Origin of the sequence: Jannaschia maritima (genome assembly GCF_030973515.1) — a bacterium.
Classification (GTDB): domain Bacteria; phylum Pseudomonadota; class Alphaproteobacteria; order Rhodobacterales; family Rhodobacteraceae; genus Jannaschia; species Jannaschia maritima.
The window spans coordinates 87,237-103,006 of record NZ_JARGZA010000007.1 but is presented as its reverse complement, the minus strand read 5'-3'; the positions used below and the strand labels follow the sequence as shown (position 1 = coordinate 103,006).

Below are 15,770 nucleotides of genomic sequence, written 5' to 3'. Positions count from 1 at the left end.
ATGCGCCTTCGCCTGGTCCCCCAGGACACCAACTGGGACTTCATGCAGTACCGCCACTGGACCTTCGGGGCGTCCCTGGTGGCGATGGTCGGCGCCATCGCGATCTGGCTGATCGTCGGGCTGAACTTCGGCATCGACTTCCTGGGCGGCACGACCATCCGGACCGACAGCACGCAGGCGGTGGACGTGGGCGCGTACCGCGACGCGATCGCGCCCCTGGAGCTGGGCGACGTGGTGATATCGGAGGTGTTCGATCCCACCTTCGCCCCCGACCAGCACGTGGCCCAGATCCGCATCCAGGCCCAGGAGGGCGCGGAGTCGGTCACGCCCGAAACGATCGCCGCGGTGGAGGCCGCCCTGCAGGGGGTGGACCCCAGCATCACGTTCCCATCCGTCGAATCCGTGGGGCCCAAGGTGTCGGGCGAGCTGATCACCACCGCGCTGATCGCGGTGGCGGCGTCGCTGGGCGCGATCCTGATCTATATCTGGCTGCGGTTCGAGTGGCAGTTCAGCGTGGGCGCGATCGCCGCGTTGATCCACGACGTCGTGCTGACGATCGGGGTGTTCAGCCTGTTGCAGATCCGGTTCGACCTGGCGACCATCGCGGCGATCCTGACGATCATCGGCTATTCGATCAACGACACGGTCGTCATATTCGACCGGCTGCGCGAGAACCTGATCAAGTACAAGAAGACCCCCCTGATCGACGTGATGAACCGGTCCGTGAACGAGACGCTGAGCCGGACGCTGATGACGTCGGGCACGACCCTGCTGGCGCTGGTGGCCCTTTTGGTGCTGGGGGGCGACGTGATCCGCGGCTTCGTGTTCGCGATCTTCTGGGGCGTGATCGTGGGCACGTACTCTTCGGTCTACGTGGCCAAGAACGTGGTGCTGATGCTCGGCGTCGACCGCGACCCCAAGCAGCCCGACGCTGGCACGCAGTTCGGGGCGGTGGACGCCTGACGTGATGGACGCGGTCCTGGCCCTGCCGGGACTGCCGTGGCTGCTGCTGGCGGCGTTGACCTGCGGTGTAGTCTATGGCTTCGCGGGGTTCGGAACGGCGCTGATCTTCATTCCGGTCGCCGCCGCGATCCTGGGCCCCGAGGGGGCGGTCGCGGCCCTTGCGGTGATGGGTTTGGGATCGGTGGTGACTATGCTGCCGCGGGCCTGGGCGCAGGCGGACAAGCGCACGACGCTGCTGATGGTGGGGGCCGCGACGGTGACGATGCCGGCGGGCATCTGGATGCTGGCCCATGTCGACCCCACGCCCCTGCGCTGGGCCATGTGCCTGCTGATCGCGGGAACCCTGGTGGCCACGGTCGCGGGCTGGACGATACGGTTGGGGGCCGGCATGGGGCCGCGCCTCGGGGTGGGGGCCGTGGCCGGCGTGCTGGGCGGGGCGACGGGGCTGCTGGGGCCGGTCGTGATCGTCACCGCCCTGGCCTCGGGCGACCGGGCGGTGCGGATGCGGGCGAACCTGGCGAGCTTCCTGACGATCCTGAACGCCGCGCTGCTGCCGATGCTGTGGGTCCAGGGCGTGCTGGACCGGACCGCGCTGGTGGCGGGGGCGGTGCTGATCGGGCCGTATGTCGGGGGCACGATGATCGGGATGGCGCTGTTCCGGCCGGGGGCGGAGCGGGTGTACCGGGGGATCGCCTATGCCGTCGTGGGGGCGGCCGTGGTGGCGGGGCTGCCCTTGCTGGACTGAGGCGCGCGGCCTAGGTGCGGGGCATGGATCTGAGCGAGCCGAGCTATGACGGGGTGCAGCCCTTCGACGGGTACGGGCCGGGGTTCTTCCGCATCGGGGGGCTGGTCCACGGGGGGCCGCAACTGGTGCACGGGATGACCGTAACCCCTTGGGACGGCACGGCATCCGCCCTGGTGGCGCTGGCTGGGACCGTGGACGTCATCCTGTACGGCACGGGGGCGGAGATCGCGCATCCCCCCGGCGACCTGCGCGTCGCGTGCGAGGATGCGGGCATCGGGTTGGAGGCGATGCAGACGCCCGCCGCGTGCCGCACCTACAACGTCCTGGTGGGCGAAGGGCGGCGGGTGGCGGCGGCCGTGCTGCCGGTCGGGGAGGCGGGTTAACGGACGGTTAACCGCCATTTTTTTTGGCGTCGTCGCGGAGACCGCTTTGGGGATCGCCACCGGGCGGGTCCGGGCGGTGCCCGGGACGGGGGCGCCGACGACCCGCCACGTTGGGGCGGAGCGGTTAAGCCCCCGTTACCAGTGTCCCGTGTTCTCCATGCTGGCCCAGGGCTCCTGCTTGGGTTTGGGGTCGCCCTTTTGCAGCAACTCGACCGACTGGTTGTCGGGGCTGCGCACGAAGGCCATGTGGCCGTCGCGCGGCGGACGGTTGATCGTCACGCCCGCATCCATCAGCGCCTGGCAGGTCGCATATATGTCGTCCACGCGGTAGGCCAGATGCCCGAAGTGCCGGGAATCGCTGGGCAATCCGTCGTCGCCGTCCCAGTTGTAGGTCAGCTCCACGTCGGCCCGACCGTCGGCCTGATCGGGGGGGCACAGGAAGACCAGGGTGAAGCGCCCGCCCTCGTTCTCGGACCGGCGACGTTCGACCAGGCCCAGCATCGTCCAGAAGGCGAGCGCCGCGTCCAGGTCCTTCACGCGCAGCATGGTGTGGAGGTATTCGATGGCCATTCCGTGTCCTTCCGTTGCGGATCGGACACGGAATACACGGGCCGGGGTGCCCGCGGTAGGGGCGGTGATTCCGTGCGCCCGCGCGCGGAGCGGGAGGAATGTGCCGCCGCCCCTGCGGAAATGTCGATACACCCCCCGTACACCCCCCGTGCACCCCCCGTACATACGTTCGGGCACATCCGGATCGCGCGTTGCGTCGGGCTCGTGTCGCGGGACCGTTGCGTGCGGGGGGTGGTCCGGCGGGCCGCTCGGGCGGCCCGCGCTTCGGACCCCGGCCGGGTCCCCCGGATCGTCCCGTCCCTGGCGGGACCGGTCCTTCGCCCCCGTGCGGATGCGGGGACGCCGCCCCGGCTGTCGCCGTCCTGCCGCGGGGCGGGGAAACCGGGGGGCGGAACTCCCGCGGGACTCTCCGAATCGGGGCGGGCGCGCTAGGGTGTGGCACGGCAACCGATGGGGGCAGGGCCATGAACACGCACGCGAAACCGAACGCCGATGCCGCGACCGCCGGGGTGGACGACGCGGCCGCGATGCGCGCCGACCCGCAGCCCACCCTGCGCGCGACCGCCCCGGGGATGGAGGCGCATCTGTACACGCCCCACCCCGTGCTGGACCACGGCTTCGTACGGGTCGTGGATTACATGGGCGACGACGCGGCGATCTGCCAGGCGGCGCGCGTCAGCTATGGACGCGGCACGAAGTCGGTGCAGAACGACACCGGCCTGATCCGCTACCTGATGCGGCACTGGCATTCGACGCCGTTCGAGATGTGCGAGGTCAAGCTGCACGTGAAGCTGCCCGTCTTCGTGGCGCGGCAATGGATCCGCCACCGCACCGCCAACGTGAACGAGTATTCCGCCCGCTATTCGATCCTGGACCGGGAGTTCTATATCCCCGAGCCTTCGCACCTGGCGGCGCAGTCGGTGGTGAACAACCAGGGCCGGGGTGCGGCGTTGGAGGGGGCGGAGGCCGCGCGCGTGCTGGACTGGCTGCGCGAGGACGCGGATCGGGCCTACGACCATTACGAGGCGATGATCTCCCAGGACGGGCAGCAGGGGCTGGCCCGAGAGCTGGCGCGCATGAACCTGCCGGCCAACGTGTACACGCAATGGTACTGGAAGGTGGACCTGCACAACCTGTTCCACTTCCTGCGCCTGCGCGCGGACGCCCACGCGCAGTACGAGATCCGGGTCTACGCGGAGGCCTTGTGCGGGATCGTCGCCGACTGGGTGCCGGCGGCGTACGCGGCGTTCGAGGATTACCGGTTGGGCGGGGCGCAGCTGTCGGCGCGGGGGGTGGAGTGCGTGCGGCGGATGGTGGCGGGGGAAGAGGTGACGCAGGAGACGAGTGGGATGAGCGTGGGGGAGTGGCGGGAGTTTATGGGGGTGGTGGGGTGACTCACTATTCAATAACGGAATGATTTTCTCGCGAAGATGGGCGCAGGAAGCGCTTAATCAAATTGATATTCCTTCTGAGAATAAGCACGATCTTATCAGTCGTCTATCTTATTTATCCAATGCGGACGGTGTTTACAGCGCTCTATGGGAGTTAGCAGTTATCTGGAGTATTTCGCAATCAGCTAACATATCAGAGCCGTATCCTTCATGGATGGCTCGATCGGTGCCGGAAGCATGTTTTGACATCAATGGAATAGCTGAACCTGTCTTGGTAGAGGTGAAGACTATTTTTGGACAAGTGCTCACCGATGAGCAACGATTGCTGAGAGCGTTGAACATCATTGAAAACTATATACGCTCAGAGAAGTTAGCTCTCCCCGATCTATACATTCGGGCCAATAGCTACCTTGAGTGGCCAATGAGATACTCGGGTATCACCGGCGAATTCGAATTGGATCAAGAAATAAGAGACCATTTATATAGGTGGGTGGAGAATGGCGCAAGTGGTTCGATAGACATTAATAAAGGTAGGAATAGACTGACTCTATCAGTTCGCCCTAAGAATGTAGGAAAACTGCATGTCGATATGCCCGATGAGGTATGGGACGCCGAAAGGAACAGGCTCTATCAAGCGTTGAAGACCGCAGGCAGGCAGATGGAAGGAGCCTGGGGATCATTTGTGAAGATTGCTGTGGTTTGCGACGGTGGCTCAGAGTGGATTAAGAAGCCGTTCCGGCGTTCTCGCGCAGTGGATGTTTACGGGCGGAAGCCTAACCGTGGCGGTAGTTATACCCCGAAGGATGTAGCCGAACACTATCTACGAAAAAACAAGTCTTTGGATATTATTGTTTTTATTTGGGTAGAGGAAGGTTTCCGTGAGAAGAGAAAGCGCGAGGTATCAATTAACATATTGTGCCGGGAGGGCGTTCCAGATGAATGCTGCTTGTTAATAGAGCGCGCATTGCACAATCTACCCTCTGTATCGTACGGGCCTTATCAATCTTCCAACTCTACCCTTGCGGGTGAGTATAAACCGGAGCGAAAAATCAGACATTCAGAGGTTAGACAATCTATAAAATCCTATTCCGGAGATCGTCAGACCGCGGTAGTGAGTAGAAATGTTCTCCAGCGTTATCTAGCAGGAGAAATCACATTTGAAGAATTTAGAGAAAAGACAAGGTTACCAGAGAATACAAGAAAGCGGGTTATAGTTGGGGTGGACTACGAATGCTCTGGCGTTCAGGCTGATGACGATAAGGTGTTAATCCACTTCGGCGACGATGCGGCTGGAATGAATTTCTCCTAGCTGTAGCTTTGTATATTAACGATTAACTGTGATTAGGCGTAGGGTGGGTGAAACCCACCGTCGTCTGATATCTGGAATGCTGAGATTTGGTGGGTTGCACCCACCCTACGGACGTCTGGCGTGTTCCGTCGCGAGGCGTCGTGTTCGGTGGGGCAAGGCCCCGGCTCGGGGCCGGGGCGTGGTGGGCTTGGTCGGACGGATCCCGTGACGCATGGAGGGCGGGGTTTACCCCGCCGTGATCGGTTGGTCCGTGCGTGCCTCGCTCACGGCGGGGTGAAACCCCGCCCTACCCTTTGGTGGTGTCTCGATGCGCCGTGATGGCGCGCTCGGTTGATCGAGGCCCCGGCTCGAGGCCGGGGAGAGGCGTGGGTTTGGGTGGCGTCGTGCCCTGATGAGGAGGGCGGCCCCCGGCCGAGGTGGGGGTGAAGCCCCCGGCCCTACCCTTTGGTGTTGTCTCGATACGTCGTGATGGCGCGCTCGGTTGATTGAGGCCCCGGCTCAAGGCCGGGGAGGGGCGGGCGTTCGGCGTCGCGTCATGCCCCCGGCATGACGGTCGCCTCACCCACCCGGGGGTCCCCCGGGCGCGTCCTTCGTTTGGGGCGCCTGCGGCGCGGGGCGCATGGTGCGGCGGGGGCGCGTCGCGGTGGGAGGTCCTCGGGTCGAGCCCGAGGATGACGGCGCATGGGGCGTAGGGTGGGTGGAACCCACCGCTGTTCGACATTTCTCACGGCGGGATGCGGTGGGTTTCACCCACCCTACGGCGCTACAGCCGGTCCATCACCGCGCCCCAGACCATCCCCGCCTGCGCCATCCATGGGCCCAGCACGCGGCCCCCGGGAAGGGCGGGGACGGGGAGGGATGCGCCCGCGTCGAAGGCGGCGCGGTCGCCCGTCGCGGCGTCGGCGCAGAGCTTGCCCCACAGGGCGGACATCGCCAGGCCGTGGCCGGAATAGCCCCCCGTCGCGAAGACGCGGGGGATCGGCTCGGCGAGGTAGGGCAGGCGCGTGGCGGTGACGGCCAGGGTGCCGCCCCAGGCGTGGGTCAGGTCCACCCCCGCCAGGGCGGGATAGACGCGGGCCAGGTTGCGGCGGACGCGGTCGCGGATGTCGCGGGGGAAGCGGCGGCCATAGGATTCGCCCCCGCCATACACGATGCGCCCGTCGCGGGTGGGGTGGAAGTAGTTCACCACGAAGCGGTCGTCGGCCACGGCCAGGGGGCGGGTCATGGGGCTGACGCCCGGCCCGGTCACGGCGATGAAGTTGTTGATGGGCAGGACGCGGGCGGCCTGTGCGCCCAGCAGGCGGTCGTAGCCGTTGGTGGCCAGCACGACGTGGCGGGCGGCGACGGTGCCGGTGGGGGTCGTAACGGTGCCGGTGGCGACGTGGGTGGCGCGGGTGCGTTCGTGGATCGCCGCGCCGGCCGTTTCGGCCGCGCGGGCCAAGCCCAGCGCATAGGCCAGGGGGTCGATCCAGCCGCCCTCCGGTTCCACGACGCCGCCTGCATAGGCGTCGGAGCCGATGGCGTGGCGCAGGGCGTCGCGGTCCAGCGCCTCCGCCCCCGGCGCGTCCCGCCGCAGGGCGCGGAACGCGGATTCGGTCCGGGCCGCGTGCAGGATGCCGGGGCGGAAGTCGGCCTCCGGCGCGTGGGCGGCGATCAGGGCGCGGGTCAGGGGGATGGCGCTCGCCCCCAGGGCGATGGCGGCGTCGGCGCGGGGGCCCAGCCTGGCGCGCAGGGTGGCGTCGGACCAGTTGAAGCCATAGCCCACCTGCCCCCCGTTGCGCCCCGACGCGCCCCAGCTGGTGCGCTGGGCGTCCAGCAGGACGACGGACAGGCCGGCCTGCGCGGCGTGGAGGGCGGCGCTGAGGCCGGTGATGCCGCCGCCCACGACGCACAGGTCGGCGCGGGCGTCGCCGTCGAGCGGGGGGCGCGGCGGGGGCAGCGCCTTGCCGTGGGCATAGAACGTGGCGGGATAGGTGCCGTCGTCGCCGTTGGCGTGGAGCCAGGAGCGGTCGCCGTTGGCGTGGGACGAGGTCATCGAGCGGGTCCCCGCATCCCGGGCTCGACCCGGGGCCCCCAGGGGTCGTGCGGACCGGTTCGATCGAGATCGTCGCGGCCCCGGGTCGAGCCCGGGGCGTGGTGGGAGCAGGCCGCGCGGCGGACCGGAGGGGTGGCGCCGCGACGGTGTTGGCCTGGTCGTTTATGGTGCGGCATGCATCCGAACCGTGATGTCCGCGGTGAGGTAGCGATCGCGCCGACCCTGCGGGCCGGTCCGGCGCGGGGCCTGCGGGTCTGCGACCCGCGCACCGGCCCAGAGGTATTCGGGGTTCATACGTTCAACAGCAGGTGCTCCCGCTCCCACGGCGAGATGACCTGCAGGAAGGCGCCGTTCTCCATGCGCTTCACCTCCGCGTAGATGCGGGCGAAGTGGGGGTGCAGGACCTCGTGTATCTCGGTGGCGGCGGCGAACAGGTCCAGCGCGGTGGACAGGTCGCGGGGGATGCGGCCCCCGCTGTCATAGGCGTCTCCGGTGAACTGCGCGGCCGGGTCGATGCGGTTCACCAGGCCCAGGTACCCGCAGGCCAAGCTGGCCGCGATCCCCAGATAGGGGTTGCAGTCCATGCCCGCGATGCGGTTCTCGACGCGCTTGCCTTCGGGCGTGCTGACGGGGACGCGCAGCCCCGTGGTGCGGTTGTCGCGGCCCCATTCCAGGTTGATGGGTGCGGCGAAGTCCCGGACGTAGCGACGGTAGGAGTTCACGTAAGGCGCCAGCAGCGCGATGACGCTGGGCAGGTGGCGCTGCATGCCGCCGATGAAGTGGAGGAAGGCGGGCGTTTCCAGCCCCCCCTCGTCGGTGAACAGGTTGCGGCCCGTCGCGGTGTCCACGACGGAATGGTGGATGTGCATGGCCGACCCGGGCTCGTCCTGGTGGGGCTTGGCCATGAAGGTGGCATAGCAGTCGGCGCGCAGGGCTGCCTCCCGGATCAGGCGCTTGAAGTAGAAGATCTCGTCGGCCAGGCGGACGGGGTCGCCGTGGCGGAGGTTCATCTCGATCTGGCCCGCGCCGCCTTCCTGCAGGATGCCGTCGATCTCCAGCCCCATGGCTTCCGCGAAGTCGTAGATGTCGTCGATCACGGGGCCGTACTCGTCCACCGCGGACATGGAGTACGCCTGGCGCGCCGCCGCCCGCCGCCCGGACCGCCCCAGGGGGGGCTGCACGTCCTGGGTGGGGTCGATGTTGCGGGCGACGAGGTAGAACTCCATCTCCGGGGCGACGATGGGGGTCCAGCCGCGCGCCTCGTAGAGCGCCACGACCCGGCGCAGGACGTTGCGGGGCGCGACCGGATAGGGGTCGCCCGCCTGGTCGGCCATGTCGTGGATGACCTGCACGGTCCAGTCGGCCGTCCAGGGCGCGGCCCGCGCGGTGGTATAGTCTGGGCGCAGGATCATGTCGGGTTCGGTGAAGGCCGCGTCGCCGTCGTCGGCCCAGTCGCCCGTGATCGTCTGCTGGAAGATCGTGGCCGGCAGGTGGAAGTGCGTCTGCGTGGCGAACTTGGCGGCGGGCATGGCCTTGCCTCGGGCGATGCCCGACAGGTCGGCCACGACGCACTCGACCTCGTCCAGGCGGCGGTCGCGCAGGTAGTCGCGGGCGTGCTGCGGGGCCTGGGCGAGCCAGTCAGAGGGCGGCATGGACGGCCCTGTCCTTCAGGAAGGCGGCGATGGCGGCGGCGATGCGGTCGCTGTCCGTGCCCTCGGCCCGGCGGGCGGTGGCGATGGCCTGGTCGATCATGCCGGGGGGATAGGGGCCGTCGCGGCGTTCCTCCGCCAGGTCGGCGGTGAAGTCGTCCGTGAACTCCGGGTGCGGCTGGATCGTCCAGGCGCGGCGGCCATAGGACAGGATCGCGTTCTCGCAGAACGCGCTGGACCCGATGGGGGTGGCGCCGTCGGGGCGCGCGACGACCTGGTCCTGGTGCCAGGCGTTCAGGCGCAGGGTCCCGGCCGCGGTGTCGTAGTCCCGCTTCCCCGCGACCCAGCCGCCCGGATACTTCACGACGCGCCCGCCCAGGGCCTGCGCGATCAGCTGGTGCCCGAAGCAGATGCCCACGATCGGCACGTCGGCGGCGACGCAGTCGCGCACGAAGCGTTCCAGCGGCGGGATGAAGGCGTGATCCTCGTAGGCGCCGTGCCGGGATCCGGTGATGAGCCAGCCGTCGCAGTCGTGGACGCCGTCCGGGAACCGCATGCCTTCCACGTCGTAGCCCACGCAGTCGAAGCCATGGCCGTCCAGCAGACGGGCGAAGGCGTCGCGGTAATCCCCGTAAGCGGATTTCAGCCGATCTGGCGGGTGACCCGCCATGAGGATGCCCAGGCGCATGGATGCTCCGTCGCGATGCGTTAACCTCGTCGTATTCGCTGCGATTTGAGCGGGCAAGGCGCGGTTTCGCCTCCATTCCATCGACCCGTCGTCACGGGCCAACGGCAAGGTGACCGCATTGCTTACGTCATTTCAGATCGCCGGTGTTCCCATGTCCCTGCGCAGGTTGCGTTCCATCCTTCTATCGATCGCCGTGGCGCTGGTGCCCGCCGCCCCGGCCATCGCGGCCTCGCCCTTCCAGCTGGCGCACATCCCCTTCAGCCTCGGCAAGGTCCAGGCGACGCGGAACCTGACCTATACCAGCCTGTCCAGCCGCAGCATGATCGAGGCGCGGATCTCGTCGGGCAGCGGCGCGACCGGCGTGGCCCGGGCGGCCGATTCGGGCGATGCACTGGCCCGGGCCAGCGCGCAGCGCCGCGCCCACGGGTTGCCCGCCCTTCGCGCCGACCATCGTTTGAAGGCGGCAGCCCAAGCCCATGCCGACTGGATGGCGCGCAACGGCGTGATGTCCCATCGCGGAAAGAACGGGCAGCGGTTCGTCCACCGCATGGCGCAGGTCGGTTACGGGTTCTGCTTCGGGGCGGAGAACGTCGCGTACGGCCAACGGTCGGGCGCCGCGGTCGTGAAGGCCTGGATGCGGTCGGCCCCCCATCGTCGCGCGATGCTGGATCACCGTGCGCGGGACGCCGCCGTGGCAAAGTCGGTGGACGGCAAGGGCCAGACCTATTGGGTGCTGCTGGTCGGCGGCCCCTGCTAGGGCGGTCATTCGTCCGGGGGCAGCGCCGCGTCGAGGAAGGCGCCGATCCGGTCCGCCAGCGCGGCCTGGATCGCGGCGCGGGGACGGCCGGTCCCATCGCGGCACAGGGCATCGGGTTCGCCCTCCGCCCGAAGGACGGCCGCGCCCCCTTCGGTGCACGTCCCCAGGAACGAGAAGTGGTCGGCATCCGGCACGGTCGCGTGGGTGGCGCCGGGGATGGACTGTGCCAGGAGGTCCGCGCGCACGGCGGCGGGTACGGCATCGCCTTCGCCGAGGTTCACCAGGAGGACGGGCACCGCGACCTGCGCCAAACTGTCGGCGGTCAGGGTCGGGGCCAGGCCCGGATCGACGGCGACCGCCGCGCCTAGGCGGGGATCGGTCCCGTTTCGGACGGCGGCGGACAGGTCGAGCGCATGCAGGTCGACGCCCCCCCGCGCCAGGTACGCGCAGTCCGACAGGCCCGGGGCGCCGTCGTCGCAGAACGTCGCCAAGCGTTCCGGATCGATGCGTGCCCCCACGAGCGACAGGGCGGTGGTCCCGCCCGCCGAGAAGCCCAGCACCGCGATGCGGTCCGGGTCGATGGCGGGATGGGGGCCCGGACCGTTCAGCAGCGCGTCGATCAGGGCCGTGACGTGGGGCGGGCGGCGCCAGACCTGCACGACCCGTTCGGGCGAAGCATCGCCCGTGGTGCTGCCGGGGTGGTTGGGCAGGGCCACCGCATAGCCGCGCCGCGCCAGCGCCGCCGCGATCCAGCCCATCTGCCCCGCGTTGCCGCCGCCGCCATGCGACACCACGACCAGGGGGAACGGTCCATCGGGCCACGGCGCCCCCTGGCGCGCGGGGGTTCCCCGGAAGACCGCGTTGCGTCCGACGACGGTCGCCATGCCACCCGGGCGGGCGGGGTACCACAGATGGTATCCGATCGCGGGGCGGTCGCCCGCGGCGGGGATCCGTCCGGTGTCGAAGCCGGGCGGTTCGGGGAGGTCGGACGCCGCGCCAGCGGGCAGCGACAGGGCGAGGGACAACGCGGCGGCGCGTCCCACGAGGCGGACGCAGCGCGCGAGGGTATCGGTCACGGTCGGCATGGTCGGTCCTTTCCTGATCTGGATGGACCGACCATGCGACGGGGCCGCGGCCCCGGCGTCCCGTATCGGGATCGAGGACGTCCTGGATCGGGTTATCGGAAGGGGCCGGAGGGGTGCCGGACCGGCGATAGGGGGTCCGGCGGCGGATGCCCGCGTCAGACGACGTCGAGATACAGGGCCGTCACTTCCGCCTCGTCCAACTCGGCGATGCCCCGCATCTCCTGCCGCTTGGTGCGGGCGAGGTTGTCGATCAACAGGCGCGGCAGCAGGCGTTCGGTCCAGGGGTCGGTCGTGAAGCGGTCCAGCGCGTCGGCCCAGGTCCCCGGGATCCGTGTCAGGTCCATCCCATAGGCGTTGCCCGTCACGGGGCGGGGCGCGTCGGCGGCGTCCTCGATCCCCTGGAGGGCGGCGGCCAGGATCACGGCGATGGTCAGGTACGGGTTCACGTCCCCGCCCGCGATGCGATGCTCGATCCGCCGGGCGGCGTTCGCGCCGGATGGGATGCGGATCGCGGCCGTCCGGTTCTCGTAGCCCCAGGCCAGGCCTGTGGGGGCGTGGCTGCCGGGCACCATGCGGTCGTAGCTGTTCGCGTGCGGCGCGAAGATTAGCGTGGAGGCGGGCGCCGCCGCCAGGCATCCGGCGACCGCGTGGCGCAAGAGGTCGGATCCCTGCGCGGTGCCGTCGTCGAAGACGTTGTCGCCTTCGGCATCGAGCACGGAGAAGTGGATGTGGAACCCGTTGCCGGAATGGTCGGGATAGGGCTTTGCCATGAAGCTGGCCGCCATGGCGTGCCGCCGCGCCAACCCCTGCAGCAGCAGCTTGAACAGCCAGGCGTCGTCGGCAGCCTTCAGGGCGTCCGGCTGGTGCATCAGGTTGATCTCGAACTGGCCTAAGCCCGTTTCGGAGGTGGCGGCGTCTGCGGGAATGTCCATCGCGTCGCAGGCGTCGTAGATCTCGGTGAAGAAGGCGTCGAAGCTGTCCAGCTGCTTCATCGCCAGGGTCTGCGACCCCGGGCGGCGCTTGCCCGATACGGGCGAGACGGGCATCCGGAGTTGCGCCGCGCTGTCGTCGACGAGGTAGAACTCCAGCTCGGTCGCGACCACGGGGGTCAGGCCGTGCTTGGCATAGCGGGCCAGCACGGCAGCGAGCGCGTGCCGGGGGTCGCCGGCGAAGGGGCGCCCGTCGTCGTGGTACATCCAGAGCGGCAGCAGGGCCGTGGGCGTGCCCAGCCACGGCATCGGCACGTAGCCGCGGCCCGTGGGCTTGAGCAGCGCGTCGGCGTCGCCGGATTCGAACACCAGGGGGCTGTCGGCGATGTCCTCGCCCCAGATGTCGAGGTTCAGGATGCTGAAGGGAAAGCGCGTTCCGTCCTGTTCCAGCTTGGCGGCGGTGCGGCGGGGGAACCGCTTGCCCCGTGCCTGTCCGTTCAGGTCGCAGGCCGCGGCGCGCACGGAATGGATGTCGGGGTTTTCGAGAAGCCAGCTCATCGTATCAGGACCGGTCGGACGCGCGGGCGTGCGCGCCGTTCGGCCGGCAGATGACGGTTCAGGCGGCGGTTCACCAGACCCATCGCGCCGATGATCCCCAGCGTCAGCACGATGAAGTAGAAGGCCAGGATCGGATAGGGGACGAAGGGGTTGAACGTCTTGTCTGCGAAGTAGCTGGCATAGTAGAGCGCGTCGCCCTTCTGCTGCCGCGCGGGGAAGCCAGTGAAGAAGACCAGCGTGGTGGCGTGGAACAGGAAGATCGCCTCGTTGGTGTAGGCGGGCCAGGCCAGGCGCATCTGCGTGGGCCAGACGATGCGGCGGAACTTGTGCCAGCCCGTCAGGCCGTAGGCGTCCGCGGCCTCCAGGTCGCCCTTCGGCACGGACATCAGGGCGCCGTGGAAGATGTGGCCCGAATAGGCGGCCGTGTTGCAGAACAGGACGACCAGGGCGCCCAGGGCCGCGCCCGACAGGGGCGTGAGGGCCGGGACCGCATTCTTCAAGGCCAGGAAGGCGAAGTATGCGAAGAAGAACTGGATGAAGAGCGGGCTGCCCCGGAACACGAACACGAACCAGTCGGCGGGCTTGCGGATCAGGGGGTTCGCGGACGCCTTGCCCAGCGCCAGGACGTTGGCCAGCGCGAAGCCCGCGAACAGGGCCAGGACGCCGAAATACACGTTCCAGATCATGCCCGATCCGATCAGCGTGAACTGCTGGCAGAGCGTAAAGTCCGTGCGCGGCAACAGGCGCTCGCCGTAGCCCAGGGAGCGGAACGCGTAGTCGGCGACGGTCTGCGCGCAGCTCATGCCATGCCCTTGCGCAGCGCCTCGCCCCCCGCGGTGGCCTGGCCACGCGCGAGGTTGGCGGTCAGGCGGTCGATCACGACCTCCGACAGCTTGGTGAAGCACAGGTAGAAGACCAGCAGCACGGCGAAGTACCAGAAGGTCCAGTCGCCGTGGGGATAGCTGCTGAAGCGCGGCGTGACCGCGCCGCCGAGTTCGCGTGCCCAATAGACGATGTCCTCCACCCCCAGGAGGAACAGGAGCGGCGTGGCCTTGATGAGGATCATCCACAGGTTCGCGAGGCCCGGCAGCGCGAAGGTCCACATCTGGGGCACGATCACGCGGCGGAAGGTCTGGCCCGGCGACATGCCGTAGGCGGCGGCCGTCTCGACCTGGGCCTTGGGGACGGCGCGCATCGCGCCGTAGAGCACGTTGGCCGCGAAGGCGCCGAACACGATGGCGAAGGTCAGCACGGCCAAGGCGAAGCCGTACGCCTCGTGCACCCATTGGGGCGAGTCGCCGAGCGGCATCTTGGCCTCGTTGCAGACCAGGAAGTCGCTGCCCTGGCGCACGGGTTCCGTCCATTCGGGGCACAGCACGACGTGGCGCAGGTACTCGATGCCCTGGTCCAGCGCGATCACGAAGAACAGGAAGAACGCGATGTCGGGCACGCCGCGCACGACGGCGATGTAGCCCTTGCCCAGCCAGGACAGGGGCGCGATCCGGGACCGCGCGGCGATGGCGCCCCCGAAGCCGAAGAGCAGCGCGGTGGGCGCGGTGACGGCCAGGAGCAGGAACACGGTCCCGAACGCCCAATAGAAGTTCTGATGCTTGCCGGTGGTCAGGTAGCAGGCGAACCAGCGGACCGGGTCCAGCGTGTCGGGGTCGGCGCAGAAGGCGAACACGGGGGTCAGATGCCGCCGCGGGCGGGAAAGATGCCGAACTCGGGGCGATACCGCGCCACTATCTCGGTTCACCCGTATCGGTCATGGTTTTCCGCGCCGCTTCGACCGCTTGGATGGGTGCGGCGTTCGCGATCGCGGACAAGTCCATGCCGTAACGACCGGCCTTCTCCAATTCGTCCGCGTCGATCTTGACGTCCACGGTCCTGGTCTCAGCCATGTGTCAACTCCTCGGTCTGGGAAGACCCGCCCGGCGATCGCGCCGCGCGGATCTCCCCGGCACGTTCAGAACGTCTTGGCGTCCTCGCCGAACCATTCGACGATCATCTCGTTGAGTGATCCGTCCTCCTTCATGGACGTGATCGCGGCGTTCAGCGCGTCGCGCAGCTCACCGTCGGATTCGCGCACGCCGATGCCGATGCCGCCGCCCAGGGGCACGTCGTCGCCCACGAAGGACAGCTCGCCGCCCGATTCCTCGACCGTGGGCGCTAGGGCGTCCTTGTCGGCGAACACGGCGTCGGCCTCGCCGGAGCGGACGGCGGCGATCGTCTCGTCGTAGGTCGCGAACTCGAGCAGGGTGGCGCCGGACTCGGCGACGTGGCCCGCCTGGATCGTGTTGATCTGCGCGGCCACGACGCCGCCGGTCAGGTCGGCGTCCGGGTCCATCGACACGTAGGCGGAGGCGGCGGGCGGGAAGTAGTTCTGCGTGAAGTCGATGACCTCGTCACGCTCGTCCGTGATGCTCATGCCGGCGATGATCGTGTCATAGTTGCCCGAGGTCAGGTTCGGGATGATGCTGTCCCATTCGTTCGTGACCCATTCGCAGGTCAGCTCGGCCCGGGCGCAGACCTCGTCGCCGACGGCACGCTCGAAGCCGTCGACCTCGCCCGCGTCGTTGAGGAAGTTGTACGGAGGGTAGGCGCCCTCGGTGCCCATGCGGACGGTCTGGGCGTGGCCCGCAGCCGCGATCGCGGTCAGCGCGGCGGCTAGGATGATGGTCTTCATGGTGGTGGTCTCCCGGTTGGTT

At 68.5% G+C, this 15,770-nt stretch carries 16 protein-coding genes; 6 read left to right on the top strand and 10 right to left on the bottom strand.

The annotated features are described in order from the left end of the window. From secF to P0084_RS08525, 3 genes are read left to right on the top strand one after another with little or no spacing between them, the layout of a single operon-like run. The gene (gene secF, locus P0084_RS08535) at positions 1-963 is read left to right on the top strand and encodes a protein translocase subunit SecF (protein ID WP_308916408.1); all 963 of its coding nucleotides are present in this window, start codon (positions 1-3) and stop codon (positions 961-963) included. Positions 964-967: 4 nt separating this feature from the next. Next, on the top strand, positions 968-1,708 hold the full coding sequence (locus tag P0084_RS08530; protein WP_308916526.1) for a sulfite exporter TauE/SafE family protein: 741 nt from the start codon (positions 968-970) through the stop codon (positions 1,706-1,708). Between the two features lie 23 nt (positions 1,709-1,731). After that, entirely contained in the window at positions 1,732-2,091 is a 360-nt protein-coding gene (locus P0084_RS08525) for an Mth938-like domain-containing protein (RefSeq protein WP_308916407.1), read from the top strand. A 135-nt stretch (positions 2,092-2,226) separates the two neighbouring features. Here P0084_RS08525 and P0084_RS08520 read toward each other — a convergent pair whose 3' ends face one another. After that, on the bottom strand, positions 2,227-2,661 hold the full coding sequence (locus P0084_RS08520; protein WP_308916406.1) for a VOC family protein: 435 nt from the start codon (positions 2,659-2,661) through the stop codon (positions 2,227-2,229). A 527-nt stretch (positions 2,662-3,188) separates the two neighbouring features. On the opposite strand from P0084_RS08520, the gene thyX reads away from it, so the two are divergent. Both thyX and P0084_RS08510 read left to right on the top strand, forming a co-directional pair. Further along, positions 3,189-4,055 carry an FAD-dependent thymidylate synthase gene (gene thyX / locus P0084_RS08515; RefSeq protein WP_308916525.1) on the top strand — a complete coding sequence of 289 codons (867 nt, stop codon included), beginning with the start codon at positions 3,189-3,191 and terminating at the stop codon, positions 4,053-4,055. A 19-nt stretch (positions 4,056-4,074) separates the two neighbouring features. Further along, complete coding sequence (locus P0084_RS08510) at positions 4,075-5,361, top strand: hypothetical protein (RefSeq protein WP_308916405.1); 1,287 nt, start codon at positions 4,075-4,077, stop codon at positions 5,359-5,361. 763 nt (positions 5,362-6,124) lie between these two features. Here the strand turns inward: P0084_RS08510 and P0084_RS08505 are convergent. From P0084_RS08505 to P0084_RS08495, 3 genes are all read right to left on the bottom strand, one after another. Beyond that, entirely contained in the window at positions 6,125-7,396 is a 1,272-nt protein-coding gene (locus P0084_RS08505; RefSeq protein ID WP_308916404.1) for an NAD(P)/FAD-dependent oxidoreductase, read from the bottom strand. Positions 7,397-7,686: 290 nt separating this feature from the next. Next, a complete protein-coding gene (locus tag P0084_RS08500) occupies positions 7,687-9,048 on the bottom strand; it encodes a glutamine synthetase family protein (protein WP_308916403.1) in 1,362 nt (453 codons plus the stop codon). Further along, positions 9,035-9,733, bottom strand: coding sequence for a type 1 glutamine amidotransferase (locus P0084_RS08495; RefSeq protein WP_308916402.1), 699 nt, complete (start codon positions 9,731-9,733; stop codon positions 9,035-9,037). The genes P0084_RS08500 and P0084_RS08495 overlap by 14 nt, the downstream gene beginning before the upstream one ends. Positions 9,734-9,842: 109 nt before the next feature. Between P0084_RS08495 and P0084_RS08490 the strand changes: the two genes are divergently transcribed. Next, the gene (locus tag P0084_RS08490) at positions 9,843-10,490 is read left to right on the top strand and encodes a CAP domain-containing protein (protein ID WP_308916401.1); all 648 of its coding nucleotides are present in this window, start codon (positions 9,843-9,845) and stop codon (positions 10,488-10,490) included. Between the two features lie 5 nt (positions 10,491-10,495). On the opposite strand, the gene P0084_RS08485 is transcribed toward P0084_RS08490, so the two are convergent. From P0084_RS08485 to P0084_RS08460, 6 genes are all read right to left on the bottom strand, one after another. Continuing rightward, positions 10,496-11,566: an alpha/beta hydrolase family protein gene (locus tag P0084_RS08485; RefSeq protein WP_308916400.1), complete on the bottom strand. Its 1,071-nt coding sequence runs from the start codon at positions 11,564-11,566 to the stop codon at positions 10,496-10,498. A 164-nt stretch (positions 11,567-11,730) separates the two neighbouring features. Beyond that, on the bottom strand, positions 11,731-13,062 hold the full coding sequence (locus tag P0084_RS08480; RefSeq protein WP_308916399.1) for a glutamine synthetase family protein: 1,332 nt from the start codon (positions 13,060-13,062) through the stop codon (positions 11,731-11,733). Continuing rightward, complete coding sequence (locus P0084_RS08475) at positions 13,059-13,865, bottom strand: ABC transporter permease subunit (RefSeq protein WP_308916398.1); 807 nt, start codon at positions 13,863-13,865, stop codon at positions 13,059-13,061. Before P0084_RS08475 ends, P0084_RS08480 begins: the two co-directional genes overlap by 4 nt. Then, positions 13,862-14,746, bottom strand: a complete 885-nt coding sequence (locus P0084_RS08470) for an ABC transporter permease (protein WP_308916397.1) — start codon at positions 14,744-14,746, stop codon at positions 13,862-13,864. The genes P0084_RS08475 and P0084_RS08470 overlap by 4 nt, the downstream gene beginning before the upstream one ends. 58 nt (positions 14,747-14,804) lie before the next feature. Then, positions 14,805-14,963: a type II toxin-antitoxin system CcdA family antitoxin gene (locus P0084_RS08465; RefSeq protein ID WP_308916396.1), complete on the bottom strand. Its 159-nt coding sequence runs from the start codon at positions 14,961-14,963 to the stop codon at positions 14,805-14,807. 65 nt (positions 14,964-15,028) lie between these two features. Then, positions 15,029-15,748, bottom strand: coding sequence for a transporter substrate-binding domain-containing protein (locus P0084_RS08460; protein ID WP_308916395.1), 720 nt, complete (start codon positions 15,746-15,748; stop codon positions 15,029-15,031). Between the last annotated feature and the right edge of the window lie 22 nt (positions 15,749-15,770).

Excerpts from the sequence above, each read along its gene's own strand:
- secF (WP_308916408.1), top strand. The coding sequence starts at position 1 with ATGCGCCTTCGCCTGGTCCCCCAGGACACCAACTGGGACTTCATGCAG.
- P0084_RS08530 (WP_308916526.1), top strand. The coding sequence starts at position 968 with ATGGACGCGGTCCTGGCCCTGCCGGGACTGCCGTGGCTGCTGCTGGCG.
- P0084_RS08525 (WP_308916407.1), top strand. The coding sequence starts at position 1,732 with ATGGATCTGAGCGAGCCGAGCTATGACGGGGTGCAGCCCTTCGACGGG.
- P0084_RS08520 (WP_308916406.1), bottom strand. The coding sequence starts at position 2,661 with ATGGCCATCGAATACCTCCACACCATGCTGCGCGTGAAGGACCTGGAC.
- thyX (WP_308916525.1), top strand. The coding sequence starts at position 3,189 with ATGCGCGCCGACCCGCAGCCCACCCTGCGCGCGACCGCCCCGGGGATG.
- P0084_RS08510 (WP_308916405.1), top strand. The coding sequence starts at position 4,075 with ATGATTTTCTCGCGAAGATGGGCGCAGGAAGCGCTTAATCAAATTGAT.
- P0084_RS08505 (WP_308916404.1), bottom strand. The coding sequence starts at position 7,396 with ATGACCTCGTCCCACGCCAACGGCGACCGCTCCTGGCTCCACGCCAAC.
- P0084_RS08500 (WP_308916403.1), bottom strand. The coding sequence starts at position 9,048 with ATGCCGCCCTCTGACTGGCTCGCCCAGGCCCCGCAGCACGCCCGCGAC.
- P0084_RS08495 (WP_308916402.1), bottom strand. The coding sequence starts at position 9,733 with ATGCGCCTGGGCATCCTCATGGCGGGTCACCCGCCAGATCGGCTGAAA.
- P0084_RS08480 (WP_308916399.1), bottom strand. The coding sequence starts at position 13,062 with ATGAGCTGGCTTCTCGAAAACCCCGACATCCATTCCGTGCGCGCCGCG.
- P0084_RS08475 (WP_308916398.1), bottom strand. The coding sequence starts at position 13,865 with ATGAGCTGCGCGCAGACCGTCGCCGACTACGCGTTCCGCTCCCTGGGC.
- P0084_RS08465 (WP_308916396.1), bottom strand. The coding sequence starts at position 14,963 with ATGGCTGAGACCAGGACCGTGGACGTCAAGATCGACGCGGACGAATTG.
- P0084_RS08460 (WP_308916395.1), bottom strand. The coding sequence starts at position 15,748 with ATGAAGACCATCATCCTAGCCGCCGCGCTGACCGCGATCGCGGCTGCG.